The organism is Spirosoma oryzae, assembly GCF_003002825.1.
In the GTDB taxonomy this organism is placed as follows: Bacteria; Bacteroidota; Bacteroidia; order Cytophagales; family Spirosomataceae; genus Spirosoma; species Spirosoma oryzae.
Map to the genome: position 1 here is coordinate 1 of NZ_PVTE01000074.1, position 1,159 is coordinate 1,159.

At 56.9% G+C, this 1,159-nt stretch carries 2 protein-coding genes; both read right to left on the reverse strand.

The genetic code is table 11. The features are described 5' to 3' along the window. On the reverse strand, positions 1-615 hold the full coding sequence (locus CLV58_RS27890) for a transposase (RefSeq protein WP_106141124.1): 615 nt from the start codon (positions 613-615) through the stop codon (positions 1-3). Between the two features lie 38 nt (positions 616-653). Further along, on the reverse strand, positions 654-1,073 hold the full coding sequence (locus CLV58_RS28240; RefSeq protein ID WP_146141576.1) for a hypothetical protein: 420 nt from the start codon (positions 1,071-1,073) through the stop codon (positions 654-656). Positions 1,074-1,159 lie beyond the last annotated feature (86 nt).

Here is a 1,159-nt window from a genome sequence, read left to right on the forward strand (position 1 = left end):
CTAATGACATGACAAAAGCGGAATCAGGTCAATAAGTGGTCGATGATTGAGGACTCGGTCACGGAGTTCGTCCAGACCATGCCGGAATAAACTGTATACCCTCCGGTAGATTGGCCCACCGGCGGTGTTGATCGATGCCTTGACCAGCCGGAGCGGTAGGCGTTGGCCCTGGCCTAGCAACCAATGACCCGTTTCAAGGGCCCAAATCAACCCAATCGACAAGATAAACAACAAACAACGCAAGCGATGATGAGCCACCACCCGGCACGATTCCAAATTGAATCCGCGCGATTTGAAGGCCCCAAACAAGGTCTCGATGTCCCACCGTTGGGCGGACAAGGCACCCATCCGGGCCACATACCGGTCTGAGTAGAGAATCAGGTAGTCCCCATCGGCCAGGCGTTTACCCCACAGATACAGCCACGAACCATACACCTGCCGGGCTTGGCGCAGACGTTTCCAGTGGGGGCAGTCAAACAGCTTGGCCGCTCGTTGGCGACGGCCTCGGTGGGTTATCCAGGCATTGGCCCGAATACGAATGATGGGAATCAACCCCCATTCGGTCAGCGATCCAGCCCGGAATTCGGAGCCAACAAATTCGCGGTCTGCTGTCAAATAGATGCGCTGGGCGGGCCGAGGCTTGATCCACCGGGTCAGGCTCCGAAGGATGGTCTGGCGGGCGACGGCCGTGCAGTTTCCTTCCCGGTTGGCCGACCGGGACGCCGGAGCGTTGCCACAGTAGCGGAATGCTCATCTGCTGATGGGCAATGCCCAACACCAGAAATTGCACCCAGTGGCTGCCCTGTCGATACTGAGTCCGATCCAGGGTGAGCACCACTTCGTTGGCTTGTCCATAGCGCTGCCAAACGACACTGCATCAGGAAGCGTTGGGCGCGTCGGAATCGGGCCCCCCGCTGGGTGGGTTGATTGATAGCCAATGCCCATTGTGCCAGCGAGGAGTCGGTGAGTTTGAGTAGGGCTACAATGAGCATGGCCAGGAATTTGATTCGCCGTTTATCGGCGGAGAAGTAGGGATTTAGCGTCTGAACGAGGGCTTCTTCGTTACTTTGCATGGAAGGAGTGTCTGGGGGTGGTTTGAGTTTGGCGACCCAAAATTACCCCTACAAGGCTACTCCTTCTCTTTTGTCATGTCATTAGG